The sequence below is a fragment of the Magnetospirillum aberrantis SpK genome, assembly GCF_011022235.1.
Taxonomy (GTDB): Bacteria; Pseudomonadota; Alphaproteobacteria; order Rhodospirillales; family Magnetospirillaceae; genus Magnetospirillum; species Magnetospirillum aberrantis.
The window spans coordinates 94,984-119,023 of record NZ_JAAIYP010000039.1; the positions used below are offsets into that span (position 1 = coordinate 94,984).

The 24,040-nt window shown below is 65.1% G+C and carries 23 protein-coding genes; 19 read left to right on the forward strand and 4 right to left on the reverse strand.

The genetic code is table 11. The annotated features are described in order from the left end of the window. Positions 1–135 precede the first annotated feature (135 nt). The 5 genes from hflK (at position 136) to G4223_RS13510 (ending at position 4,538) form a co-directional block, all read left to right on the forward strand. Positions 136–1,302, forward strand: a complete 1,167-nt coding sequence (gene hflK, locus G4223_RS13490) for an FtsH protease activity modulator HflK (RefSeq protein WP_163680669.1) — start codon at positions 136–138, stop codon at positions 1,300–1,302. Further along, the gene (gene hflC, locus G4223_RS13495; protein ID WP_163680672.1) at positions 1,299–2,174 is read left to right on the forward strand and encodes a protease modulator HflC; all 876 of its coding nucleotides are present in this window, start codon (positions 1,299–1,301) and stop codon (positions 2,172–2,174) included. The genes hflK and hflC overlap by 4 nt, the downstream gene beginning before the upstream one ends. Then, positions 2,171–2,371 carry a DUF2065 domain-containing protein gene (locus G4223_RS13500; protein ID WP_163680675.1) on the forward strand — a complete coding sequence of 67 codons (201 nt, stop codon included), beginning with the start codon at positions 2,171–2,173 and terminating at the stop codon, positions 2,369–2,371. The genes hflC and G4223_RS13500 overlap by 4 nt, the downstream gene beginning before the upstream one ends. A 174-nt stretch (positions 2,372–2,545) precedes the next feature. Beyond that, on the forward strand, positions 2,546–4,006 hold the full coding sequence (locus tag G4223_RS13505; protein ID WP_163681410.1) for a DegQ family serine endoprotease: 1,461 nt from the start codon (positions 2,546–2,548) through the stop codon (positions 4,004–4,006). Positions 4,007–4,172: 166 nt separating this feature from the next. Further along, entirely contained in the window at positions 4,173–4,538 is a 366-nt protein-coding gene (locus G4223_RS13510) for a hypothetical protein (protein WP_163680678.1), read from the forward strand. A gap of 7 nt (positions 4,539–4,545) precedes the next feature. Here G4223_RS13510 and serB read toward each other — a convergent pair whose 3' ends face one another. Together serB and G4223_RS13520 are read right to left on the reverse strand one after the other, a co-directional pair. Beyond that, positions 4,546–5,436, reverse strand: a complete 891-nt coding sequence (gene serB, locus G4223_RS13515) for a phosphoserine phosphatase SerB (protein ID WP_163680681.1) — start codon at positions 5,434–5,436, stop codon at positions 4,546–4,548. Between the two features lie 81 nt (positions 5,437–5,517). Beyond that, a complete protein-coding gene (locus G4223_RS13520) occupies positions 5,518–7,584 on the reverse strand; it encodes a methyl-accepting chemotaxis protein (RefSeq protein ID WP_163680683.1) in 2,067 nt (688 codons plus the stop codon). A 157-nt stretch (positions 7,585–7,741) separates the two neighbouring features. Between G4223_RS13520 and miaA the strand changes: the two genes are divergently transcribed. The 14 genes from miaA (at position 7,742) to rodA (ending at position 23,283) form a co-directional block, all read left to right on the forward strand. Then, entirely contained in the window at positions 7,742–8,707 is a 966-nt protein-coding gene (gene miaA, locus G4223_RS13525) for a tRNA (adenosine(37)-N6)-dimethylallyltransferase MiaA (protein ID WP_163680685.1), read from the forward strand. A gap of 99 nt (positions 8,708–8,806) precedes the next feature. Beyond that, on the forward strand, positions 8,807–10,573 hold the full coding sequence (locus G4223_RS13530) for an acetolactate synthase 3 large subunit (RefSeq protein WP_163680688.1): 1,767 nt from the start codon (positions 8,807–8,809) through the stop codon (positions 10,571–10,573). A 17-nt stretch (positions 10,574–10,590) separates the two neighbouring features. Next, positions 10,591–11,106 carry an acetolactate synthase small subunit gene (ilvN, locus tag G4223_RS13535; protein WP_163680691.1) on the forward strand — a complete coding sequence of 172 codons (516 nt, stop codon included), beginning with the start codon at positions 10,591–10,593 and terminating at the stop codon, positions 11,104–11,106. A 115-nt stretch (positions 11,107–11,221) separates the two neighbouring features. Further along, on the forward strand, positions 11,222–11,998 hold the full coding sequence (locus G4223_RS13540; protein WP_163680694.1) for a hypothetical protein: 777 nt from the start codon (positions 11,222–11,224) through the stop codon (positions 11,996–11,998). Between the two features lie 194 nt (positions 11,999–12,192). Continuing rightward, positions 12,193–12,450: a YjhX family toxin gene (locus tag G4223_RS13545; protein ID WP_163680698.1), complete on the forward strand. Its 258-nt coding sequence runs from the start codon at positions 12,193–12,195 to the stop codon at positions 12,448–12,450. A 16-nt stretch (positions 12,451–12,466) separates the two neighbouring features. Next, positions 12,467–13,189, forward strand: a complete 723-nt coding sequence (locus G4223_RS13550) for a class I SAM-dependent methyltransferase (RefSeq protein WP_163680700.1) — start codon at positions 12,467–12,469, stop codon at positions 13,187–13,189. Between the two features lie 114 nt (positions 13,190–13,303). Then, positions 13,304–14,323 carry a ketol-acid reductoisomerase gene (gene ilvC, locus G4223_RS13555; RefSeq protein WP_163680703.1) on the forward strand — a complete coding sequence of 340 codons (1,020 nt, stop codon included), beginning with the start codon at positions 13,304–13,306 and terminating at the stop codon, positions 14,321–14,323. 85 nt (positions 14,324–14,408) lie between these two features. Then, positions 14,409–15,758 (forward strand): sensor histidine kinase, encoded by a 1,350-nt coding sequence (locus G4223_RS13560; RefSeq protein WP_163680706.1) that lies wholly within the window; start codon positions 14,409–14,411, stop codon positions 15,756–15,758. 297 nt (positions 15,759–16,055) lie between these two features. Beyond that, complete coding sequence (locus G4223_RS13565) at positions 16,056–17,600, forward strand: 2-isopropylmalate synthase (RefSeq protein WP_163680709.1); 1,545 nt, start codon at positions 16,056–16,058, stop codon at positions 17,598–17,600. A gap of 91 nt (positions 17,601–17,691) precedes the next feature. Further along, on the forward strand, positions 17,692–18,732 hold the full coding sequence (locus G4223_RS13570; protein WP_163680712.1) for a rod shape-determining protein: 1,041 nt from the start codon (positions 17,692–17,694) through the stop codon (positions 18,730–18,732). Between the two features lie 86 nt (positions 18,733–18,818). Next, positions 18,819–19,709, forward strand: coding sequence for a rod shape-determining protein MreC (mreC, locus tag G4223_RS13575; RefSeq protein ID WP_163680715.1), 891 nt, complete (start codon positions 18,819–18,821; stop codon positions 19,707–19,709). Positions 19,710–19,737: 28 nt separating this feature from the next. Beyond that, on the forward strand, positions 19,738–20,253 hold the full coding sequence (mreD, locus tag G4223_RS13580) for a rod shape-determining protein MreD (RefSeq protein ID WP_163680718.1): 516 nt from the start codon (positions 19,738–19,740) through the stop codon (positions 20,251–20,253). A 5-nt stretch (positions 20,254–20,258) separates the two neighbouring features. Next, positions 20,259–22,118 carry a penicillin-binding protein 2 gene (gene mrdA / locus G4223_RS13585; protein WP_163680720.1) on the forward strand — a complete coding sequence of 620 codons (1,860 nt, stop codon included), beginning with the start codon at positions 20,259–20,261 and terminating at the stop codon, positions 22,116–22,118. A 1-nt stretch (position 22,119) separates the two neighbouring features. Continuing rightward, the gene (gene rodA, locus G4223_RS13590; protein ID WP_163680723.1) at positions 22,120–23,283 is read left to right on the forward strand and encodes a rod shape-determining protein RodA; all 1,164 of its coding nucleotides are present in this window, start codon (positions 22,120–22,122) and stop codon (positions 23,281–23,283) included. A gap of 27 nt (positions 23,284–23,310) precedes the next feature. Here rodA and G4223_RS13595 read toward each other — a convergent pair whose 3' ends face one another. Continuing rightward, positions 23,311–23,544, reverse strand: coding sequence for a hypothetical protein (locus tag G4223_RS13595; RefSeq protein ID WP_163680727.1), 234 nt, complete (start codon positions 23,542–23,544; stop codon positions 23,311–23,313). A gap of 131 nt (positions 23,545–23,675) precedes the next feature. After that, a complete protein-coding gene (locus G4223_RS13600; RefSeq protein WP_163680730.1) occupies positions 23,676–23,987 on the reverse strand; it encodes a 4a-hydroxytetrahydrobiopterin dehydratase in 312 nt (103 codons plus the stop codon). Positions 23,988–24,040 lie beyond the last annotated feature (53 nt).

Sequence of the window (24,040 nt, forward strand, 5' to 3'; positions counted from 1 at the left end):
TATGGGCGTGAAACCCGGCGCTTTTGCCGTTCCGCGCGTTGCCTGACCTGCCGTCCTGGCCTATAAGGCGAAGGAGGCGGAGGCCGTGGAAGCGGGCTTCGACCGGGGCCGACCATTGACGTGAAGGGATAAAAGATGCCTTGGAATCCTCAAGGGGGCGGTGGAGGCCCCTGGGGCGGCGGCGGCAACAACGGCGGCGGCAACGGCAACAGCCCGTGGGGTGGTCGTGGCCCCGGCGGCGGCCAGGGCCCCACCCCGGACTTCGACGAGATCATCCGCCGCGGCCAGGAAAAGCTGAAGCGCGCCATGCCCGGCGGCGGACGCGGCCTGGGCGGCGGCCAAAGCCTTGCCGCCATCGCGGTCGTCGCCCTGGCGCTGTGGGGCGCCACCGGCTTCTACAAGGTGGACAACTCGGAACTGGGCGTGGTCACCCGCTTCGGCAAATGGGTCGACACCACCGACGAAGGTCTGCGCTATCACCTGCCCTTCCCCGTCGAATCGGTCCAGGTCATCAAGGTCACCCAGGTGCGCCAGTTGAACCTGGGCTTCCGCACCGCCGGCGACGTCCGCTTCGACCGCGCCCCGAGCAGCGGCCGCGACGTGCCCGAGGAAAGCCGCATGCTGACCGGCGACGAAAACATCGTCGAAACCGACTTCACCGTGTTCTGGCTGATCAAGGATCCGGGCAAGGTGCTGTTCAACATCAAGGACCCGGAAGGCACGGTGAAGGTCGCGGCCGAATCGGCCATGCGCGACGTCATCGGCCGCAACCCGATCCAGGCGGCGTTGTCGGACAAGCGCGAAGCCATCGCGGCGGCCGCCAAGGCCGAGCTTCAACGCCTGCTCGACAGCTATGATTCCGGCATCCTGATCACCCAGGTTCAGTTGCAGAAGGTCGAACCGCCAAGCGCGGTCATCGACGCCTTCAACGACGTCCAGCGCGCCCGCGCCGACCAGGAACGCGCCCGCAACGAGGCCGAGGCCTATCGCAACGACATCATCCCGCGCGCCCGCGGCGAGGTCGAGCGGCTGGTTCAGGAGGCCGAGGCCTACAAGGAACAGGTGGTCAACCAGGCCGAGGGTGAGACCAAGCGCTTCCTGGCGCTTTACAACGCCTATCGCCAGTCCCAGGACGTCACCGAACGCCGCCTGTACCTGGAAACCATGGAAACCGTGCTGAAGGATACCCCCAAGGTCATCCTTGATCCGGCGTCCAAGGGCCAGGGCGTGGTGCCCTATCTGCCGTTGCCGGCGTTGAAGTCGACGCAACAGCCCAATTCCGGCCAAGGAGGTGCCCGATGAACCGCTCCGCTTTGACCGTCGCCGCCATCGCCGCCGCCGTGGTGGTGGTCGGCGCCGTCTCGTCGCTGTTCGTCGTCAACCAGGCCGAACAGGCGTTGGTGCTGCGCCTCGGCGCCCACCGCGCCACCATCAAGGAACCCGGCCTGCACTTCAAGGTGCCGCTGATCGAAGAGGTGGTGCGTTACGAACAGCGTCTTCTGTCGCTGGAACCGCCGGCCGAGGAAATCATCCTGGGCGACCAGAAGCGGATCGTGGTGGACACCTACACCCGCTACCGCATCTCGGACCCGCTCAAGTTCTACCAGACCCTTCGTAACGAAACCAACGCCCGCAGCCAGTTGACCCAGGTGGTCAGCTCGGCCCTGCGTCAGGCGCTGGGTCAGGTCATGCTGCCGTCGCTTCTGTCCGAGGAACGCACCCGCATCATGAGCGCGATCCTGGCCGAGGTGACGGATCGGGCCGCGTCCTATGGCATCGCCGTCGCCGACGTGCGCATCCGTCGCGCCGACCTGCCCGAGGAAACCAGCCAGTCCATCTACGACCGCATGAAGTCGGAACGTGAACGTCAGGCCAAGGAACTGAGGGCGCAAGGTTACGAATGGGGCCAGCAGATCCGGGCCCGCGCCGACCGCGAACGGACGGTCATCCTGGCCGAGGCGACGCGCCAGGCCAACGTTCTGCGTTCGGAAGGCGACGCCGAATCCTCGCGCATCTATAACGAAGCCTATGGCCGCGATCCGAAATTCTATGATTTCTATCGCTCGCTCGAGGCTTATCGCACCACGCTGTCGGACGGCAACACCACCATGGTGCTGTCGCCCGACAGCGAATTCTTCCGTCACTTCGGCGGCGCCAATTCGGGCCGCCGTTGAGGGACTTCCTGACCGCCTGCTGTCTGGCGCTGGTGATCGAGGGCGTGGCCTACGCCCTCTTTCCCGGCGCCATGCAGCGCATGATCGCCGCCATGCTGGCGCTTGATCCCCAGACGTTGCGCATGTTCGGACTGGCAACCGCCATCGCCGGAATTCTCGGCATTTGGCTGGTGCGCGCCGCCATACTGACGCCATAGTCTGTTCCCAAGCTTTCCATCGTCCGCAAAGCCGCTTGACGGCGGCCGGCACAAGCCCAAACTCTGAGACGCTTCGGATCGTCGTCCAAGCAATCCCCTTCAAGGAGGGTCTTGTCGGTGCAAAACCAGAACAATACCAAACAAACCCGCGCCCGTGGCGCGATCGCCGCCGACATGCGTCTGCCGGCGCTGATGTTGGCGGCGCTGGTCGCCATCGCCTTGCTGATGCAATCCTTTGCCGCCAGCGCCCGCGAAGCCCCGGCGGGGTTCTCGGACCTTGCGGAACGGCTGTTGCCGTCGGTGGTCAACATTTCCACCACCCAGACGATCAAGAACCCGGAACGCGCGCCCGAGATGCCGCAATTCCCGCCCGGATCGCCGTTCGAGGATTTCTTCAAGGAATTCCTTGATCGTCAGATGCGTCCCGATTCGGCGCCGCGCCGCGCCACCTCGCTGGGCTCGGGCTTCGTCATCGACGCCGCCGGCTATGTGGTCACCAACAACCACGTGATCGCCGACGCCGACGAAATCACCGTCACGTTGCATGACGATTCCGTCTACACCGCCACCCTGGTCGGCCGCGACACCAAGACCGACCTGGCGCTGCTGAAGATCGACCCCGGCAAGAAGCCGCTGGTGGCCGTGGGCTTCGGCAATTCCGACGTCGCCCGCGTCGGCGACTGGGTCCTGGCCATCGGCAACCCCTTCGGCCTGGGCGGCACGGTGACCGCCGGCATCGTCTCGGCCCGCGCGCGTGACATCAACGCCGGCCCCTACGACGACTTCCTCCAGACCGACGCCTCGATCAACCGCGGCAACTCGGGCGGCCCCATGTTCAACATGGCCGGCGAGGTGATCGGCATCAACACCGCCATCTTCTCGCCCTCGGGCGGCTCGATCGGCATCGGCTTCGCCATTCCCTCCAGTCTGGCGCGGCCGGTCATCGACGACCTCAAGAAGTTCGGCAAGACCCGTCGCGGCTGGCTGGGCGTGCGTATCCAATCCCTCGACCAGGAACTGGCCGAGACCATGGGCCTGACCGAATCGCATGGCGCCCTGGTCGCTTCGGTCAACGACGGTAGCCCGGCCGCCACCGCCGGCATCAAGGCCGGTGACGTCATCTTGAAGTTCGACGGCAAGGAAGTCGGCGAAATGCGCAAGTTGCCGCGCATCGTCGCCGAAACCCCGGTCAACAAGTCGGTGCCGGTGGAATTGTGGCGCGACGGCAAACGCATGAACCTGAACGTCGCGGTCGGCGAGATGCTGGACGAACAGCCCGAACAGGCCAAGGCGGCGGAAAAGCCCCAGCCCAGCCCCAGCGGCCATGTGGTGGCCGGGACCGGGCTGTCGGTGGCGCCACTGACCCCGCAATTGCGCGACCGCTTCGGCCTGGACGAGGAAACCCAGGGTCTGGTGGTCATCGACGTCAAGGACGGCCCGGCGGCGGAAAAGGGCATGAAGCCCGGCGACGTCATCACCGAGGCCGGGCACAAGGCCGTGCGCAGCACCGCCGACCTGACCAAGATGATCGATCAGGCCCGCGCAACCGGCCAGAAGTTCCTGCTGCTGCGCATCGAAACCACCCAGGCCCCGCGTTACGTGGCGCTGCCGCTGGCCGAGGCCAAGAAAAAGTAAACCGGCCGGAACATCCGACCAAAGCTGGAGAAGGGGGCGCAAGCCCCCTTCTTTCGTTTAAGAAACCGCCACAGCCCGACACAAAGCATCGCAGGCTGCCGTTTGCGGCGCGACACCCCGAACCGGCATACTTTCAAGGTTGGAAGTTCGCGCCGGAGTTCGCGCCATGGCCCATCGAATCGTCGTCTGCACCGACCATTCCGTCACCTGGGAATGCCTGCGCCGTTTTTCGGCTTCCGCCCCGGTCACGCTGGAACGGGTCGCCCGGCTCGAAGACCTGTCCGGGCGCGACGGGCTGGCGGTCGACGCGGTCGTGGTCGATGACCGCTTCCTGCCGATCATCGCCCAAGTGCAGCGTTCGGCCCGGCGTCATTCGCCGATCTTCGGCCACGCCCTGTTCATGACCGCCGGCGAGGCGTTGAACGCCTTATGGAACGGCCCCCTGGGCGGAGCCGACCATTGCTCGGCCGGCGACTTGTCCGATTGGGTGACCCTGGCGCGCGGCGGCGAGGTCGACGACCTGCCGTTCTGACCGTTGCCTATTGCACGAAATCAGCGTCGCGATAGCCCTGGGCATACAACAGGGCCGTCAGGTCGCCGTGGTCGATCCGCACGCGGGCCTCGGCCGCCACCACCGGCTTGGCGTGGAAGGCGACGCCTAATCCGGCGGCACGGATCATGTCGAGATCGTTGGCTCCATCGCCCACCGCCACCGCCATGGACAGCGGAATCTTGCGCTCCCCGGCGGTGCCGAGCAGAGTGGCCAGCTTGGTCTCACGCCCAAGGATCGGGTCCTCGACCCCAGCCAGCTTGCCCTTCTTGAAGATGAAGCGGTTGCCCAGATCCATGTCGAAGCCACAGACCTCGCGCACACGGCTGGTGAAGTAGGTGAAGCCGCCCGACACCAGAACGGCATAGGCGCCGGATGCCTTCATGGTACGCACCAGGACCTGGGCACCGGGCATCAGGCGGGTCCGTTCCCAGGTTTCGGCCAGGGCGCTTTCCGGCAATCCGTCCAACAGGGCGATGCGTTCGCGCAAGGCCTGTTCGAACACCAATTCGCCATTCATGGCCCGTGCGGTGATGGCGGCGATCTTGTCCTTGATGCCGGCATGTTCCGCCAACTCGTCCAAGGTTTCGCCGACAACCATGGTGGCGTCCATGTCGGCCACCAGCAATTGCTTGCGCCGTCCCTCGGCCGGCTGCGCCACCACGTCCGCCGGAACGGCGCCCAGCAGGGCACGGGCGGCGGCGTCGGCCTGTTCACAGGCGAGATGACCGAAACGGATGTCGGCGACACGGCCGGGCGACAGCCAGTCGGGCGGCGCCACGTCGGCTCCCAGGCCGCGCAGGTTGGTTCGCAATCGCCCGACCAGGGCGTCTTCCAGTTGGACGCCGGCGGCGCCGATCAGGGTCAGCACGTTATCCATGGACGGGCGCTCTTTACCGATGATGGGGCGGATGGCGCCTCTTTACGGCGCGCCGGCCCGCTTGGCAAGGGGAAGCGCGGATCAGCCGGCACGAATGCGGGCGACAAGCTGGTCCACCTTGTCGCGCAAGGTGATGGCGTCGGCCGACAGGATGTCGGCCCCGGCCAACACGCTTGCGGCGCTGGCGCCGCTTTCCTCGGCCGCTTCGTGCACCAGGGCGATACCGTCGGACACCGCGTGGGTGCCCTCGGCCGCTTGCTGCACCGAGCGGGTGATCTCCTTGGTGGCGGCCGCCTGTTCCTCCACCGCCGCGGCGATCTGGGCGGCGATCTGGTCGATGCCGGAGATGGTGGTCGCCACCTCGCCGATAGCGGCCACCGCCTCGCGGGTGGTGTTCTGCACCTCCAGCACCTGCGCCGATATCTCCTCGGTGGCGCGTGCGGTCTGGGTGGCAAGACTCTTGACCTCGCCGGCAACCACGGCGAAGCCCTTGCCGGCCTCGCCGGCGCGAGCCGCCTCGATGGTGGCGTTCAGCGCCAACAGGTTGGTTTGCTGGGCGATATCGTTGATCAGCGTCACCACTTCGCCGATGCGGCCCGCCGCTTCGGTCAGGCGGCCAACGGTGGCACGGTTGATTTCCACCTGACGCACCGCCTCGCCGGCCGATTGCGACGAATGCGCCACCTGACGGCTGATTTCGTTGATGGACGCGGCCAGTTCCTCGGCCGCCGCCGCCACCGTCTGGACGTTGCCCGACGCGCTGTCGGCGGACGACGCCACCTCGGCGGCCTGGGTATTGACGCGGCCGGCGATATCTCGCATGGAATGGGCGGTTCCTTGCAGCGCATCGGCCGCCTCGCCCACCGAACGCACCACAACGCCGATTTCGGTTTCAAAGGAATTGGCCGTTTCGACCAGCAATGTACGGCGGGCTTCGGCCGTCTCTTGTTCCATGCGGCGGTTGCGCTCGGTCATCTCGGCCATGGCGGCGGCGTTGTCCTTGAACACCTGCAACGCCTTGGCCATGCCGCCCAGTTCGTCGCGCCGCCCCGCTCCTTCCACCGCCACCGCAAGATTGCCAGCCGCCAACTCGGACATGGCCGAGGTCATGCGCGTCACCGGCCGGGCGATGCCGTTGCCCACCACCAGGACGATGCCCGCGGCAACCGCCAAAATCAGCATGCCGGCGACGACCAGGGTCGTACGGGTGGAGATGGCGGTCGCCAGGATGGTTTCCTCGGGCACCACCACGGTAAAGCCCCAGACCTTGTCGGTGCGACCAAAGCGCACCGGGACCATGACCATCGCCGCACGTTTGCCGGTGTGGATGTCGTCGATGGTCGCCTCGGCCACCTCGCCACTGCGGACACGCTCAAGTGCGCCCTTGAAGACCGGGTCTTCGAGCTGTTTGCCCAACTTGCCGCCCTCGGGATTGGCGACCCACTGGCCGTCAGCCGAAACCAAGCCCGCCCAGCCGGTCCCCATGGGCTTGAGCACCCCCAACTGGCGTTGCACCGTGCCCAGGCTGATGTCCACGGTCAGCACCCCCAAACCCTTGCCGTCCACCACCAGCGGCACCGCCACCGACGACATCAGGGTTTTCTCGCCGCTCACTTCGTACCAATAGGGCGGCGTCACCGCCTCGCGCTTTTCCTTCAGCGGCCCGTAATACCAGAACTGTTCTGCCGCATCGCCGGTCAACGGCGTGTTTTCCAGCCCGACCTTGCCGGAATTGCGGAAGGCGTAGATGAGGAAACGCCCCTTTTCGTCGCCCCAGGCGGTCCCGGCGTATTCGGCGTCGCGTCCGTCGAAATTGGGTTCCATGCCGGCATAGACACCGGTGAATTCCGGGTTGCTCTCAAGCACCACCGACAACGCCTGACCGAAATGGGCGCGATCAAGCACGCCTTCGCTCAATTGCGCCCTGGCCCAGGCTGCGTTGGTTCGCGCCGTGCCCAGGGCGTCGTCCAACAGCCGAACCACGGTCGGGGTCTGCGCCCGCGCCGTTTCACGCATGGTGTCGGCGGCAGCCGAGCGTGCGTCACGGAACAGAACCCAGGAGGTAAAGGCCACCACGCTGACCAGCCCCACCGCCAACGTCATCAGCACAGGGACCAGGATTCCAAGACGAATCGACCGAAAGCTCATGCTGCCCCCATCCAACGGCCTGAGTTCATATAACTAAGGTCGCATCTTCGATCTTCTCACGCAACCGGCCTCCACCCCATCCCGGTGTGTTTTCAGTTTCCCGTCATGTTCACCTGCCCTATCTAAAGGGCTGGTTCTCTTTCCGGTCTTCCCGCGCATGTCCGACTTGTTCCCTCCCTCGTTCCTGCCGCCGGCCATCGTCATCGCCGGTCCCACCGCCTCGGGAAAATCCGGCATGGCGCTGGCCATCGCCCGCGAATTCGACGGCGTAGTGATCAACGCCGATTCCATGCAGGTCTACGACGTCTTGCGGGTGGTCACCGCACGGCCGTCGCCGGAAGAGGAAGCCCTGGCGCCGCATCGGGTGTACGGCGTGCTGCCGCCGTCGCTGGCCTGTTCGGCGGCGCTGTGGAAAGACCTTGCCGCCACCGCCATGCGCGATGCCTGGACGGCGGGCAAGCTGCCGGTGGTGGTGGGCGGCACCGGGCTTTATCTGCGCACCCTGATGCATGGCATCTCGCCCATCCCGGACATTCCCGACGCGGTGCGCGAAGACGCCCGTGCCCGTCTGGCACGGTTGGGGAACCCGGCCTTCCACGCCGAACTGGCGGTCCGCGACCCGATCATGGCGGCGCGGCTGAACCCGGCCAACAGCCAAAGGCTGGCCCGAGCCTGGGAGGTTCTGGAGGCCACCGGGCGATCCTTGGCCGAATGGCAGGCCCAGCCCATGGAGGGCGCGGTGCCGGCGCGGTGGCTGACCTTCGCCCTGTTGCCGCCGCGCGACACCCTTTACGCCAATTGCGACCGCCGCTTCGCCATGATGATGGAGCATGGCGCCCCCGACGAAGTGCAGGCCTTGTTGGACCTGAAACTGGACCCGGCACTGCCCGCCATGAAGGCCCTGGGCGTGCCGGAACTGGCCGGATGGCTAGGCGGCGCCTGGGATTGCGACACCGCCATCGCCCGCGCCTGCCAGTCCACCCGCAACTACGCCAAACGCCAGATGACATGGTTCAGAAATCAGCTTGATGCGCCGGAAGTGGTTTCCACGCAATTTTCGGAAAGCATCGAGCCTGGAATCTTTAAGATTATTCGCCAGTTTCTATTGACCGCAAACGAATGAGGAGCTAGCTTGTGCCGCTCGCGCCACCCCATGGCCGCACGTCTGTTCGCGCGGCCGCTTCAGGGGAGGCACGACAGTCAGTTAGGAAAGGGTGCGTAGATGGCACATCAGGACACGTTGAACGGAGCTGAAATCCTCTTGAAGGCCCTGGTTGACCAGGGTGTCGAGGTTATTTTCGGGTATCCGGGCGGCGCGGTACTTCCCATCTATGACGAGATGTTCAAGCAGAACCGGCTGCGCCACATCCTGGTGCGCCACGAACAGGCCGCCGTGCATGCCGCCGAAGGCTATGCCCGCTCGACCGGCAAGGTCGGCTGTGTGCTGGTCACCTCGGGCCCCGGCGCCACCAACACCGTCACCGGCCTGACCGACGCGCTGATGGATTCCATCCCGCTGGTGTGCATCACCGGCCAGGTGCCCACCAGCCTGATCGGCAACGACGCCTTCCAGGAAGCCGACATCACCGGCATCACCCGGCCGTGCACCAAGCACAATTATCTGGTCAAGGACGTCAACAACCTGGCCAAGACCATCCACGAGGCGTTCCACGTCGCGCGTAGCGGCCGCCCCGGCCCGGTGCTGGTCGATCTGCCCAAGGACGTGGTCCAGAGCAAGGGCGAGTATCAGCCGCCGAGCCGGGTCAAGTCGAAATACAAGCCACAGGTCAAGGGCGACCTCAAGGCCATCGAAAAGGCGGTCGACATGATCGCCAAGGCCAAGCGACCGATCGTCTATGTTGGCGGCGGCGTCATCAATTCCGGCCCGGCGGCCTGTCAATTGCTGACCCAGTTCGTGCGCATGACCGGCTTCCCGTGCACCCAAACCCTGATGGGCCTGGGCGCCTTCCCCGGCTCGGACCCGCTGAGCTTGGGCATGCTGGGCATGCACGGCACCTTCGAGGCCAACCTGGCCATGCACGGCTGCGACCTGATGATCAACGTCGGTGCCCGCTTCGACGACCGCGTCACCGGCCGCGTCAACGCCTTCGCGCCCTATTCGAAAAAGATCCACATCGACATCGATCCCAGCTCGATCAACAAGAACGTGCTGGTGGACCTGTCGGTGGTGGGCGACGCCGCCCATATCCTGGAAGACCTGATCAAGGTGTGGAAGGCGCGTCAGGTCCGCATGGACGACAAGGCGCTGAAAGCGTGGTGGAGCGAGATCGAGGGCTGGCGGTCGCGCAACTGCCTGCATTTCGAGACCTCGAACAAGATCATCAAACCGCAATACGCCCTCCAGCGTCTGTACGAGCTGACCAAGCACAAGAACCCCTACATCACCACCGAAGTGGGCCAGCACCAGATGTGGGCCGCCCAGCACTTCAAGTTCGAGCAGCCCAACCATTGGATGACCTCGGGCGGACTGGGCACCATGGGCTATGGCCTGCCGGCGGCCATGGGCGTGCAGACCGCCCACCCGGATGCGCTGGTCATCGACATCTCGGGCGAGTCGTCGTTCCAGATGAACCTGCAAGAGATGGCGACGCTGTGCCAGCACCGCCTGCCGGTGAAGGTGTTCATCCTGAACAACCAGTACATGGGCATGGTGCGCCAGTGGCAGGAACTGATCCACGGCGGCCGCTATTCCGAGTCCCACATGCACACCCACCCGGACTTCGTGAAGCTGGCCGACGCCTTCGGCGCCGTCGGCCTGCGCGCCGAAAGCCCCGGCGAGGTGGACGACCTGATCAAGGAAATGATCGCCGTCGATCGCCCGGTCATCGCCGACCTGCGCACCGACGCCTCTGAAAACTGTTTCCCCATGATCATGCCCGGCATGGCCCATAACGAAATGGTGCTTGGCCCCGAGGACCGGTCGCTGGACAAGCCCGGTTCCGAGGAAGACGGCATGGTTCTGGTCTGAGAACGGGGGATATCAACGTGACCCATATCGCTGAAGCCATCGAACGCCACACCATCGCCGTCCTGGTGGACAACGAAGCCGGCGTGCTGGCCCGCGTCATCGGCCTGTTCTCGGGCCGTGGCTACAACATCGAAAGCCTGACGGTCGCCGAGGTGGATAACCGCGAACAGCTCTCGCGCATCACCATCGTCACCACCGGCACCAAGATGATCGTCGAGCAGATCAAGAACCAGTTGCGCCGGCTGGTGCCGGTGCACAAGGTTTCCGACCTGACCATCGAAGGCGCCCATGTCAGCCGTGAACTGGCGCTGGTCAAGGTGGCCAGCACCGGTGAAAAGCGGGTGGAGGCGCTGCGTATCGCCGACATCTTCCGCGCCAACGTCATCGACGCCACCAACGAGTCCTTCGTGTTCGAGGTGGTGGGCGCCACCGACAAGGTGGACGCCTTCATCCGCCTGATGGAACCCTTGGGGCTGGCCGACGTCTCGCGGACCGGCGTGGTCGCCATCGCCCGTGGCCCGGCGGCGCTCTAACCGCGCACGGCCTTCGGTCATCGCATCGGCCCGCACCCGCGATGGTGCGGGCCGATTGCATTTGCGCCAATCGAAGCAACCGCTAAGATGCCGCTGTCGCCAAGGGGGAGAGCGGATGGTGGACTGGTTGTTGCGCGCGGCTGTCGCGATTGTCCTGACCTTGGGCGTCAGCGCCTGTCAGACCACGGACATTCCAGCCGAGAAACTGGCGACCCTCAAGACATTGTCGGTGATCAACGCCACCGGCAATGATTGGTCTTGGGAACGCCACGGGTTCCTCAACTACGACCACCAAAAGATGGCCGGAGCCGATTGGAAACTTGGCGACCGCGCCGGCACGGTGGCGACCACGTTGCTGACCAAGCAATACAAACTGATCCCCACCGGAACGGTTGACACCGAAAAGCTGCGCGGCCGTACGTCCGAGGCCGCAATAGCCGAGATCCTGGCCCGCATGCCGACGCGGCCCGATGCGGTGCTGGTGATCCGTCACGGCGTGTCGATATCGGGAAACACCGTGCTGAACGCACCGTCAAACATGATCGGCTTCGGCGTCTATCGCACCACCCATCTGTTCGAGGAATACATCAGCGCCTATGGCCTGTTGGAATTCGAACTGTTCGACGGCCGGAGCGGGCAATCGCTGGCGCGCTTCAATTCCGTGCTGCCCTCGGCCACCCAGCCCGAGGGCATGCAACCGTTCACCTGGTTGAAGTTTCCCGGCAAGATCGACCGCCTGGGGCCCTGGACCGACCGTTTCGAGGACCAAAGCCCCACCGCCCGCGTCGTTGTCCGTACCGTCCTGACCGATTTCGTCGATCGCGCCGTGCCTTTCACCCTGCGCCAGAAAGGATTGATCCGCGCCTTGCCTTCTTCCCCGTCGCGGCGCTAGACTGGACGCTTGATCCAGTACCGGGTTCCGTGCCCGGCAGAGGGTGTATGTCGGAGATTGCCGTCAACGTCTGACCGGGGCCATGTGGCTTGCGGTCATGAACAAGCCCCTTCCCGATGGGAAGGCGGGCGGCTTTTTGCGCCCGCGCCACGGGATTTCGGGGCCGTTTGACGGTAACGGACACCCTTTTCATCATGAACATCAACAAACACGACCAGCGCGTGCTGCACGCGCTGGCCCAGGGCGGTTTGATCCACCTGGAACGCGACGCCCACGGCACCGTGCTGGCGGCGCATTGCCTGAACCGCGACGGCTGGACGCTGTCGCCCTTCGACATCGAAACCTTCCGCAGGCTCAAGCGCCGCCGCCTGATCGCATCGAAAGGCGGCGGTCCCTACCGCATCACCCGGCAGGGGCTGACGGCGGTCAGGCCGCAGCTCGACAACCGCTGACGGAGACGGATCCATCATGAGTGATTTCTATGACATCTTCTCCGCCCTGCCCCGCCAGACGGTCGGCAGCGATGCCAGCACCCGCGCCGCCCTGGCGCGGGTGCGCGACCACCTGCCCCGCCATCGCCCGCCCGTGGTGGCGGATTTCGGTTGCGGCACCGGGCGGGCCAGCCTGGTGTTGGCCCACGACCTGAACTGCGCCGTCACCGCCATAGACATCCGCCCCCATTATCTGGAACGGCTCGGGGCCGAAGCCGCACGGCAGGGGCTCGGCAACCGTATCCGGCCTTTGTGCGCGGATCTGGCCGACCTGCCGCTGGCCCCCGCCAATCTGGACCTGATCTGGTGCGAAGGGGCGACGTTCGTCCTGGGGGTGGAACGCTCTTGCCGGGAATGGGCGCCCCTGTTGCGGCCGGGCGGGTGGCTGGTCTTCTCGGATTTGGTGTGGGGGGCTGCGCCGGATGACGAAACCCGAGCCTTCATGGCCGATCTGGGTGCCACCCCGCCAACCCGTGACGGTGCGCTGAACGCCGTGCGGGCGGCCGGGCTGGAGCCACGCCACGTCTTCACCCTGCCCGAGGCCGACTGGTGGGACGAATATTACGTCCCCCTGGCGGAATTGCTGGAAAAACAGCCGCCCTCGCCCCAGGTCACGGCGGTCTGGCGCGAAATAGAAATACGGTGGGCGCACCCCGGATCCACCGATTATGTCTTCGTGCTGGCGCAACGCGCAGGCTGACGCTATTGTCGGGCGCCATAAAGCGGCGTGGCGCCCGACATTGCGGGACACGGCGGAAAGCTGTATGGTCCGCCGCTTGGAATTTCTGCTCGCGAAAGCACACGGGGTATTGAAATGCGCGTCTATTACGATCGGGATGCCGACGTCAATCTGATCAAGGGCAAGAAGGTTGCCATCATCGGCTACGGCTCCCAGGGCCACGCCCACACGCTGAACCTGCGCGATTCCGGCGTGAAGGAAGTGGCCGTGGGTCTGCGTCCCGGTTCGGCCACCGTCAAGAAGGCCGAAGGCGAAGGCCTGAAGGTTCTGTCGCCGGCCGACGCCGCCGCCTGGGCCGACGTGGTGATGATCCTGACCCCGGACGAGCTCCAGGCCGAGATCTACTACCGCGACCTCGCCCCCAACCTGAAGCAGGGCGCCTCCCTGGTCTTCGCCCACGGCCTGAACATCCATTTCGGCCTGATCGAAGCCCGCGCCGACCTGGACGTGTTCATGGTCGCCCCCAAGGGCCCCGGCCACACCGTCCGCGGCGAATACCTGAAGGGCGGCGGCGTGCCGTGCCTGGTGGCCGTGGCCCAGAACGCCACCGGCAACGCCCTTGAGATCGCCCTCAGCTACGCTTCCGCCATCGGCGGCGGCCGTTCGGGCATCATCGAGACCAGCTTCCGCGAGGAATGCGAGACCGACCTGTTCGGCGAGCAGGTGGTGCTGTGCGGCGGCCTGACCAAGCTGATCCAGTACGGCTTCGAAACCCTGGTCGAGGCGGGCTACGCCCCCGAGATGGCCTATTTCGAGTGCCTGCACGAGGTCAAGCTGATCGTCGACCTGATCTATGAGGGCGGCATCGCCAACATGCGCTACTCGATCTCGAACACCGCCGAATACGGCGACTACGTGACCGGCCCGCGCATCATCACCGAAGAGACCAAGGCCGAGATGAAGCGCGTGCTGGAAGACATCCAGTCCGGCCGCTTCGTCCGCGACTGGATGCTGGAATGCAAGGCCGGCCAGCCGTCCTTCAAGGCGACCCGCCGCATCCAGTCCGAGCATGGCATCGAACAGGTGGGCGAGCGCCTGCGCGGCATGATGCCGTGGATCGCCAAGAACAAGCTGGTGGACAAGGCCAAGAACTAAGGCACTGTCCCGGCGACGGAACGGCCCCGTGGGGAAACCCGCGGGGCCTGTTTTTTTTGTCCGTGGCGATTGTATCTTGCCGGGAATGATGATCGACCCGACCACCGGCCTCGTGTTCCTGCTGTCCATGTCCGCCGCGAACGGGATCACCGCCCTGATCCTGTGGCGGCTGCACCCCCAATTGCGCGGCGTGGGCATCCTGGCCTTGGGCAATTTGTTGGCCGGCCCGACCTTCGTATCCATCATGCTGCGTGACGCCCACGGCATCGCCCTGCACAACACCCTGGCCATCACCTGTAGCGCCGTCATCGCCGAAGGCTTCCTGACCCTGACCGGACGCCGCCCCGATTTCCGTTTCGTGCTGGCGGTCTCGCTGTTCACCGGCGCGTTATGGGAAACCATGCTGGCGCTGGACCCGGACAACCTGCGAATCCGCGTGGTTGCCATCACCTTGCTCAGCATCCTGGTGTTCGGCCGAACCACATGGCTGATGCTGCAACGGCGCCAGGAATGGCAATTGGGCGTGGCGGAAGGCATGATCGCCGGGTTGCTGGGGATCCACATCCTGGTTCTGGCGGTCCGCATGGTGTGGACCGTGCTTCACCCCGACCCCAACTTCATCCGTACCGATGTCGCCCGTGGCTGGTTCTACCTGGAACTGACCCTGGTCGATGCCGGATTGTTCTTCGGCATATTGCTGATGGTCGGAAGCCGGCTGGCCCGCGACCTGAACCAACAGGGCCAGATGCTGGCGGCGGAACGCCACCGAAAATCCGAATTGCGTCAGTTGCTGCATATGCTGGGGCACGAATTGCGCACGCCGCTGTCGATCATCGGCCGCACCATCGAAAGCATCCAGGACCTGCTGACGCCCACACCACCGGAAATCCACCGTCTTTTGACCACCTTGCACGCCTCGGTCCTGCGGGTCGGGCGTCTGAGCCAGGCATTGTTGACGGCGGAACGCAGCGACCTGGCGACGGCACGGCCGGAAATGCTGAAGCTGTCGGACATCGCGACCGAGGCCGAACGACTCTTACGCGAGAAATGGGGGACAGACCGCCTGCTCGTGCATTATCCCCAGAGCGAACCGTCGGCGCTTGGCGACCGCGAGTTGTTGTTTACAGCGGTGGTCAACCTGTTGGACAACGCCCTGAAATACTCGCCCTCCGACACCGCCGTCACCGCCACAATCCATCCCCTGGACGGAGAAGTGGCGTTGCGCATCGAAGACAGCGGCATCGGCTTCCCCCCCGACCAGATTTCCCAGATCGGCCAACGCTTCTTCCGCGCGACCAACGTGCACGACGCACCGGGAACCGGGCTGGGCCTCTACATGGTCAAGACCATCGCCCAGCGTCATGGCGGACGCCTTGAGCTGGCCAACCGTGCCGGCGGGGGCGCCGAGGTGGCGCTGATCCTGCCTGCGGCATGAAAACGCATACGATCTAGTTGACAAGGAAGTGCAACTCGGCCTTCCTATTGCGGCTTTGGGACGGCCGTCGCGCGCGGGGGACGTTCCAACCACTAAAGCCAGGCGGACAATGATCGTGACGGATCGGAGAGACGCGACGAACGGGCGCAAAGGCGCCCCGGCCGCGTGCAGCCTTTCCGTCGGCCAACGGCGCTTTCCCCTTCGTGTTCCGGTCGTGCGTCTCGTTGCGAACCCGGGTCCGGGTCGGGCGGGCGGATCGTGGTCCACATGACGGAACGACAGGATTCAGGCGCGAACATGGACAAGAACCGGGTCATCATCTTCGACACCACGTTGCGCGACGGCGAACAATCGCCCGGCGCCTCCATGAACCTGGAAGAGAAGGTGAAGATCGCCCAGGTTCTCGAGGAAATGGGCGTCGACGTGATCGAGGCCGGTTTCCCCATCGCCTCCAACGGCGATTTCGAGGCGGTGCAGGCGGTGGCCCGTGTGGCCAAGAACGCCACCATCGCCGGTCTGGCCCGCGCCACCAAGGGCGACATCGAACGTTGCGCCGAGGCGGTGAGGCCGGCCCCCAACCACCGCATCCACACCTTCTTGTCCACCAGCCCGCTGCACATGAAGTACAAATTGCAGATGGAGCCCGAGAAGGTGCTGGAAAAGGTCCGCGATTCCGTGGCCTACGCCCGCTCCCTGGTGGACGACGTGGAATGGTCGGCCGAGGACGGCTCGCGCACCGAACACGACTTCCTGTGCCGCTGTGTCGAGGCCGCCATTGATGCCGGCGCCCGCACCATCAACATTCCCGACACCGTCGGCTACGCGGTGCCCGACGAATACGCCGCGCTGATCGCCATGCTGGTCAACCGCGTGCCCAACATCGACAAGGCGATCTTGTCGGTGCATTGCCACAACGACCTGGGCTTGGCGGTAGCCAACTCGCTGGCCGCCGTGGGCGCCGGCGCCCGGCAGATCGAGTGCACCGTCAACGGTCTGGGCGAACGCGCCGGCAACGCCGCCATGGAAGAGATCGTCATGGCCATGCGCACCCGGCCTGACCTTCTGCCCTATCACACCGGCGTCAAGACCGAGCACATCACGCGGGCCTCGCGTCTGGTGTCGGCGGTCACCGGCTTCGTGGTCCAGCCCAACAAGGCCATCGTCGGCAAGAACGCCTTCGCCCACGAATCGGGCATCCACCAGGATGGCGTGCTGAAATGCGCCCAGACCTACGAGATCATGACCCCGGAATCGGTGGGTCTGACCCGGTCGAATCTGGTGATGGGCAAGCATTCCGGCCGCGCCGCCTTCAAGGACAAGCTGCGTCAATTGGGCTATGAACTGGGCGACAACGCCGTCGAGGACGCCTTCCTGCGCTTCAAGGACCTGGCCGACCGCAAAAAGGACATATTCGACGAAGATATCGTCGCCTTGGTCGATGAAGCGGTGTACCGCGACAACGACCGTGTCCGTTTCCGCGCGCTGGAGGTTCTGTGCGGCACCAAACACAACCCGCCCAAGGCCGAACTGGAACTCGAGGTGGACGGCGCCCTGAAGTCGGTGCAGGCCACCGGCGACGGCCCGGTGGACGCCATCTTCAACGCCATCAAGGCGCTGGTTCCGCACGACGTGCGCTTGCAGCTGTTCCAGGTGCATGCCGTGACCCAGGGCACCGACGCCCAGGCCGAGGTGACCGTGCGGCTTGAGGAAGAGGGCAAGACCGTCAACGGCCAGGGCGCCGACACCGATACCATGGTGGCTTCGGCGCGGGCTTACGTGAACGCTTTGAACAAACTTTTGGTGAAGCGGCAAAAAACCGCTCCGGGGGCGCTCTCGGCCTGATATAAGTCCGAGCGTCGAAAAGATTCGTGGGACTGGTCGGGTGCGGATTGCATACCCGGCTTTCGGCAACGCTGGATTCGAGTGAGGGATTATGTTTTCGAAGCTGACGGGTTGGATGTCCGCGGACATGGCGATCGATCTTGGGACCGCCAACACCCTGGTCTACGTCAAAGGCCGGGGCATCGTCCTGAACGAGCCGTCAGTGGTGGCCATCGCCGAGGAAAAGGGCAAGAAGAAGGTCTTGGCCGTCGGTGACGAGGCCAAGATGATGCTGGGCCGCACGCCCGGCTACATCCAGGCCATCCGCCCGCTGCGCGACGGCGTCATCGCCGATTTCGAAGTGGCGGAAGAGATGATCAAGCACTTCATCCGCAAGGTGCACAACCGCCGCTCCTTCGCCAGCCCTCTGGTCATCGTCTGCGTGCCGTCGGGATCGACCGCCGTCGAACGCCGCGCCATTCAGGAATCGGCGGAAAGCGCCGGTGCGCGCCGGGTGTTCCTGATCGAGGAACCGATGGCCGCGGCCATCGGCGCCGGCCTGCCGGTGACCGAACCCACCGGCTCGATGGTGGTGGACATCGGCGGCGGCACCACCGAGGTTGCCGTCCTCTCGCTTGGCGGCATCGTCTATTCCCGTTCGGTGCGCGTCGGCGGCGACAAGATGGACGAAGCCATCATCGCCTATATCCGCCGCAACCATAACCTGCTGATCGGCGAAGGCTCGGCCGAGCGCATCAAAAAGGAAATCGGTTCCGCCTGCCCGCCCGAGGACGGCGAGGGCCGCACCATGGAGATCAAGGGCCGCGACCTGATGAACGGCGTGCCCAAGGAACTGATCGTCTCCGAGCGTCAGATCGCCGAATCCCTGGCCGAACCGGTCGGCGCCATCATCGAGGCGGTCAAGGTCGCCCTTGAGCACACCGCCCCCGAACTGGCCGCCGACATCGTCGACAAGGGCATCGTGCTGACCGGCGGCGGCGCACTGTTGTCCAACCTGGATTACGTCCTGCGCCACGCCACCGGCCTGCCGGTATCCATCGCCGACGACCCGCTGTCCTGCGTGGCGCTGGGCACCGGCCGCGCGCTCGAGGAAATGCCCAAGCTGAAGAACGTGCTCTCCAGCATGTACTAGTTTTTTCGCCGGCATTTGGTGTACGTTTGCTTGCGGCACGGCCGCCGGTTTCCCGGCGGCCGTTTCCCTAGGAAGCGGAGGGTTTCTTGAAGCAGTCCGGTGCGGTCGGACGTCTTGCCACGTTGCGTCTTCTGGCGCAGCGGTCCGCCTTCGTGTCCCTGATCCTGGCGGCGGTGGCGCTGATGATCGTCGGCAAGGCCGACATCGTTCTGATCGAACGCGCCCGCACCATGGTCGCCGACGCCCTTTCCCCCATCCTGGACGCCATGAGCCGCCCCGCCGCCACCGTCGCCGAGGTGATGGAGAACGTGCGCGAACTGGCCTCCCTGCGCGCCGAGAACGCGCGGCTCAAGGCCGAGAACCAACGCCTTCAGCATTGGCAGACGGCCGCCCGACGCATGGAAGCGGAAAACGTGGTGCTGCACGAACAATTGAACGTGGTGCCCGACCCGGAACCCGGCTTCGTCACCGCCCGCATCGTCGGCGACCTCGGTTCGGCCTTCGGGCATTCCATGATGTTGAACGCCGGAGCACGGGACGGCGTGCGCAAGGGCCAGGCGGTGCTGACCGGCGAAGCGCTGGTCGGCTATATCGCCGAAGTGGGCGAACGCTCGTCCCGCCTTCTGCTGCTGACCGACATCAACGCCAAGCTGCCGGTGATGGTGGAAAGCTCGCGCATGCGCGCCATCTTGTCGGGTGACAACAAGGAACGGCCCAAGCTCAACTATCTGACCGGCAACACCTCGGTCGCGGTGGGCGAACGGGTGGTGACCTCGGCCTCGGGCGCCGCTTTCCCACCGGGCCTGCCCATCGGCATGGTCGCTTCGACCACCGACGGAATCATCAGGGTGGAACCCTTCGTGCACCGTCACGAGCTGGAATTCGTCACCATCGTCGATTACGGCCTGGGCGGCATCATGCCGTTCGAGAAGCCCCCCACCCCCGACCGCCGCCATCGCGGCCAGCCGGCGGAGTGAGCATGCGCGCGACCATGGAGGCAACACGATGAAAGCCTCCATCTGGGTGCGTATGGACACCTGGGTGCGGCATCTGGTGCCAATCAGCGTCACCTTGTTCCTGTTGCTGCTGACCGCCGTGCCCACCTACCTTCCCGGCTTCGCCTCGGTGTCGCCGCTGCTGCCGTTGATGGGGGTCTATTACTGGGCCATCTACCGGCCCGACCTGTTGCCGGCCTGGGCGGCGTTCCTGGTGGGCGGGCTTTACGACATCATCGCCGGCACGCCGCTTGGGGTGAACGCGCTGGTGCTGCTGTTGGTTCAAGGAATCGCCGCGTCGCAGCGCCGGTTCTTCCTGGGCAAGTCGTTCGCGGTGGCGTGGTGGGCGTTCGGCCTGTTGGCCGCCGGATCGTCGGGCCTGACCTGGGTTCTGGTGGTGATCCTGACCGGACAGGTCATGGACGCCTCGCCGGTGATTTTCGAGTACCTGTTGACCATGGGCCTGTTTCCATTGCTGACCTGGGTGCTGGCCCGCACCCAGATGGCGTTCCTGAAAGACGTGTAAGCCCCGTGTACCACGACAACGACCGCTTCAAGATCTTCGCCCGCCGTGCCGTGATGCTGGCCGGGGGCAAGGCCGTCCTGGTGGGGGCCTTGGCGGCGCGCATGTACTATCTTCAGGTCCTCGAATCCGACAAGTACACCATGCTGGCCGAGGACAACCGGGTCAGCATGCGCCTGTTGCCGCCGCCGCGCGGCCAGATTCTCGACCGCAACGGCGTCGCCATGGCCATCAACCAGCACAATTATCGTGTGCTGGTGGTCCCCGAGGACACGCCGGCCATGGCCTATACCCTGGACGCGCTGTCGACCATCATCACGCTGACCGACCACGATCGCGCCCGTATCGCCAAGGAAGCGAAGCGCCGCCGCTCGTTCGTGCCGATCACCGTGCGCGAGAACCTGTCGTGGGAAGAGGTGGCGCGGATCGAGGTCAACGCCCCCGACCTGCCCGGCGTGCTGATCGACGTCGGCCAAAGCCGCTATTACCCGCTGCAATCCCTGGGCGCCCACATTTTGGGCTACGTCTCGGCGGTGTCCGAGAACGACCTGACCGGCGACCCGCTGGAGGAATTGCCCGGTTTCCGCATCGGCAAGGGCGGCGTGGAAAAGATTTACGACATGGCGCTCAGGGGCAAGGGCGGCACCAGTTCGCTCGAGGTCAACGCGGTCGGCCGCGTCATCCGCGAACTGGAACGCAACGAGGGCGAGCCCGGCGTCAACCTGACCCTGACCTTGGACACCCGGCTTCAGGAATACGCCGCCCAACGCCTGGGCGACGAATCGGCGGCCTGTGTGGTCATGGACATCCACACCGGCGAAGTTCTGGTCATGGCATCGACGCCGTCCTTCGACCCCAACGCCTTCAACCGCGGCCTGACCACCGAGGAATGGAAGACGCTGTCGACCAATCCCCGCTCGCCGCTTCAGAACAAGGCGCTGTCGGGAACCTTCGCCCCCGGTTCCACCTTCAAGCTGGTGGTGGCTCTGGCCGCCCTTGAGTCGGGGGCGGTGACACCGGACCAACGGGTGTTCTGTCCCGGTCACATGCAATTGGGCAGCATCAAGTTCCATTGCTGGAAAAAGGGCGGCCATGGCGCCCAGGACCTGATCAGCGCCATCAAGAACTCGTGCGACGTCTATTTCTACGAGATCGCCCGGCGCGTCGGCATCGACAAGATCGCCGAGGTCGCCCGGCGCTTCGGCCTGGGCGTCTCCACCGGCATCGACCTGCCCAACGAACGTTCCGGCCTGATTCCCGACCGCGCCTGGAAGCGCAAGGCCATGAAACAGCCCTGGCACCCCGGCGAGACGCTGGTCAACGGCATCGGCCAGGGCTACGTGCTGGCCACACCGTTGCAATTGGCGACCATGACGGCGCGCATCGCCAATGGCGGTCTGGCGGTGGAACCCCACGTCGCCCGCGACCTGATCACCGATCAGGCCGCCCTGATCCGGCCCAAGCCGGAATGGCCGTCTTGCGGCATGTCGCAAAAGAATCTGCAACTGGTTCGCAAGGGCATGTTCGCGGTATCCAACGAACCGGGTGGCACCGCCTTTCGCGCCCGCATCAACCAGGACGGCATGTGGCTTTCCGGCAAGACCGGCACCGCCCAGGTGCGGCGCATCACCATGCGCGAACGCGAAACCGGGGTGAAGAAAAACGAAGACCTGCCGTGGAAGGAACGCGACCACGCGCTGTTCGTCGCCTACGCTCCCGAGGACAACCCGCGCTATTCCATCGCCGTGGTGGTGGAACACGGCGGCGGCGGCTCGGCGGTGGCGGCCCCCATCGCGCGGGACATCATGATCGAGGTGCAAAAGCGCGAACGCGCCCGCATGGCCGGGCTGAACCAGGGAACCGGCTGACATGATTCGTCCCACGCCGCGGGCCGGCTCGCATCTCAACCGCACCGAAATGGGCTGGCGCGACAAGATCTGGCAGATCAACTGGCCATTGATCGCCGTGCTGACCGCCATCGCCAGCGTCGGCTTCCTGACGCTTTATTCGGCGGCGCAGGGGTCCTTGCAGCCGTGGGCGGTCAAGTCCATGGTGCGCTTCGCCATGGGTATCAGCATCATGGTCGCGGTCGCCCTGGTCGACCTGCGCTTCTGGATGCGCCACGCCTATCTGTTCTACGTCATCTCGGTGATCTTGCTGGTGGCGGTGGACTTGCGCGGTACCATCGGCATGGGCGCGCAACGCTGGATCGACCTGGGCTTCATCCAGCTTCAGCCATCGGAAGTAGCCAAGATCGCCGTCATCTTGGCGCTGGCCCGCTATTTCCACGGCGCCAGTTATCAGGATGTGGGGCGTCCCCTCTTCCTGTTGCCGCCGCTGCTGATGGTCATGGCCCCCATCGCGCTGGTGCTGAAGCAGCCGGACCTGGGTACCGCCATGATGGTGTTGATGAGCTCGGGCGCCATCTTCTTCATGGCCGGCGTGCGGTTGTGGAAATTCGCCATCATCGTGGCCTCGGGTCTGGCCAGCATTCCGGTGGCGTGGCAGTTCCTGCACGATTATCAGAAACGCCGCGTCATCATCTTCCTCAATCCCGACCAGGACCCGCTCGGCGCCGGCTACCACATCACCCAATCCAAGATCGCCCTGGGCTCGGGCGGCATCTTCGGCAAGGGCTACATGATGGGGACGCAGTCGCGCCTCAACTTCCTGCCGGAAAAACAGACCGACTTCATCTTCACCATGTTCGCCGAGGAATGGGGGCTGATAGGCGGGCTGTTCCTGTTGGCTCTTTACGTGTTGCTGACCGCCCTGGGCTACGCCATCGCGCTGCGTTGCCGGTCGCAGTTCGGGCGTCTGGTGGCGTTGGGCATCACCACCACCTTCTTTTTGTACTTCTTCATCAACACCGCCATGGTGATGGGGCTGGTGCCGGTGGTCGGCGTGCCGCTGCCGCTGATTTCCTATGGCGGCACCGCCATGCTGTCGTTGCTGTTCGGCTGGGGTCTGGTGATGAGCGCCTATATCCACCGCGATCTGCCCATCGGCCGGCGCGGCGCCCACGACGACTGATCCCGCCCAGGTCCCGAACAGAAAAAGCTACACGTCCCGTTCCGGGTCGATGTCGTGCGCCCGCCGGCCGTAGTGGTCCAGGAAGGAAGGACCGCTGGCGATCTCGATGTGGCTGCGCTGATGCTGCTGGGCGTTCTTGAGGAAGCTCTGCTGTAATTCGAACAGATGGCTCCAGCACTGGAACACCTGTTGGGCGGACACCGTCCACGCCGACAGCCAGGCGGTTTGCAGGTCGGTCAGGTTCTTATAGGGATTGGCCATGGCTCTCCCCTCCCGCTTGTGGGGCCGACCACCAGAGCCGGCCGGGGGTTTTCAACCATGTTACCAGAGCCCGCCCACCCCCACAAACGACGAAGGCTCGCCCTGCCTAACCTCGCGACGGCTCGCCCTGCCTAACTTCGCGACGGCTCGCCGTCATGGGCGGCATCATCGATCAGATGCGCCAGCAAGATATCGCGCTCGGTCAGCCCCCCGACGTCATGGGAGCACAGAACGATGTCGACCCGGTCGTAGACGTTGCTCCACTCCGGGTGATGACCGGCCCGTTCCGCCGCCAGGGCCACCCGCGTCATGAACGAGAACGCCGCGGAAAAGTCGGAAAAATGGAAGCTGCGGCAGATGGCGTCGCGTCCCTCGCATTCCCGCCATTTGGGCAGTCCGAGTAGAGCGGTGGCGCGATCGGCGGCATAAAGGGCGGTGGGCATGGGACAAACTCCGTGGCAGGTGCTTTCTTTGTGATGGGCACTCTTCCCGCCCC

Bases quoted from the DNA above. Each gene is read 5' to 3' on its own strand.
- G4223_RS13505 (WP_163681410.1), top strand. From the start codon at position 2,546: ATGCGTCTGCCGGCGCTGATGTTGGCGGCGCTGGTCGCCATCGCCTTG.
- ilvC (WP_163680703.1), top strand. From the start codon at position 13,304: ATGCGCGTCTATTACGATCGGGATGCCGACGTCAATCTGATCAAGGGC.
- serB (WP_163680681.1), bottom strand. From the start codon at position 5,436: ATGGATAACGTGCTGACCCTGATCGGCGCCGCCGGCGTCCAACTGGAA.
- G4223_RS13600 (WP_163680730.1), bottom strand. From the start codon at position 23,987: ATGCCCACCGCCCTTTATGCCGCCGATCGCGCCACCGCTCTACTCGGA.
- rodA (WP_163680723.1), top strand. From the start codon at position 22,120: ATGATTCGTCCCACGCCGCGGGCCGGCTCGCATCTCAACCGCACCGAA.
- G4223_RS13560 (WP_163680706.1), top strand. From the start codon at position 14,409: ATGATGATCGACCCGACCACCGGCCTCGTGTTCCTGCTGTCCATGTCC.
- G4223_RS13545 (WP_163680698.1), top strand. From the start codon at position 12,193: ATGAACATCAACAAACACGACCAGCGCGTGCTGCACGCGCTGGCCCAG.
- G4223_RS13540 (WP_163680694.1), top strand. From the start codon at position 11,222: ATGGTGGACTGGTTGTTGCGCGCGGCTGTCGCGATTGTCCTGACCTTG.
- hflC (WP_163680672.1), top strand. From the start codon at position 1,299: ATGAACCGCTCCGCTTTGACCGTCGCCGCCATCGCCGCCGCCGTGGTG.
- G4223_RS13595 (WP_163680727.1), bottom strand. From the start codon at position 23,544: ATGGCCAATCCCTATAAGAACCTGACCGACCTGCAAACCGCCTGGCTG.
- G4223_RS13565 (WP_163680709.1), top strand. From the start codon at position 16,056: ATGGACAAGAACCGGGTCATCATCTTCGACACCACGTTGCGCGACGGC.
- G4223_RS13550 (WP_163680700.1), top strand. From the start codon at position 12,467: ATGAGTGATTTCTATGACATCTTCTCCGCCCTGCCCCGCCAGACGGTC.
- G4223_RS13570 (WP_163680712.1), top strand. From the start codon at position 17,692: ATGTTTTCGAAGCTGACGGGTTGGATGTCCGCGGACATGGCGATCGAT.
- miaA (WP_163680685.1), top strand. From the start codon at position 7,742: ATGTCCGACTTGTTCCCTCCCTCGTTCCTGCCGCCGGCCATCGTCATC.
- G4223_RS13520 (WP_163680683.1), bottom strand. From the start codon at position 7,584: ATGAGCTTTCGGTCGATTCGTCTTGGAATCCTGGTCCCTGTGCTGATG.
- mreD (WP_163680718.1), top strand. From the start codon at position 19,738: ATGAAAGCCTCCATCTGGGTGCGTATGGACACCTGGGTGCGGCATCTG.
- G4223_RS13510 (WP_163680678.1), top strand. From the start codon at position 4,173: ATGGCCCATCGAATCGTCGTCTGCACCGACCATTCCGTCACCTGGGAA.
- G4223_RS13530 (WP_163680688.1), top strand. From the start codon at position 8,807: ATGGCACATCAGGACACGTTGAACGGAGCTGAAATCCTCTTGAAGGCC.
- hflK (WP_163680669.1), top strand. From the start codon at position 136: ATGCCTTGGAATCCTCAAGGGGGCGGTGGAGGCCCCTGGGGCGGCGGC.